Genomic DNA, 414 nt, shown 5'->3' on the forward strand with positions numbered 1-414 from the left:
AGCAGGAGCAGGGCCTCAAGGGTGAGAAGCGAGGGGACTGGGATTTCCCGGAGGATGGTCGGACGATGTACCTGGGTGCCAACAGCAGCCCCGTCCGGTGCCGCCTCTACGAGAAGGGCAAGCAACCAGGCTACCGTTCCGCCTGTCGATGGGACTGGGTTCGCCTGGAGGCCCAGGTAAGGCCCCAGAAAGACGCTAGGAGGGTCTTCAGCACGCTTTCCGCTGACCAGGTGTGGGGTGCATCGGGGTGGACGCGGAAAATCGCGCAGAGGGCCTTCTCGCTCGAAACAGGGGCATTCCCAGCGGCAGGGGTGAAGAAGGACACGGACTTCGCCCAGCGGTGGGAATGGGTCTGTGCCCAGGCTGCGCCGACGCTCCTGGAGGCCATCGAGGTTTTCGGGGACTGGGAGTCGG

Annotated in this window: 1 protein-coding gene; it reads left to right on the top strand. The window is 65.0% G+C overall.

Translation table 11 applies throughout. The features are described 5' to 3' along the window. Window positions 1-414: replication initiation factor domain-containing protein (locus tag GV818_RS33845; RefSeq protein ID WP_178125256.1), on the top strand; the 414-nt coding region annotated here is incomplete at both ends.

The organism is Pseudomonas sp. Fl4BN1, from assembly GCF_009908285.1.
GTDB lineage: Bacteria > Pseudomonadota > Gammaproteobacteria > Pseudomonadales > Pseudomonadaceae > Aquipseudomonas.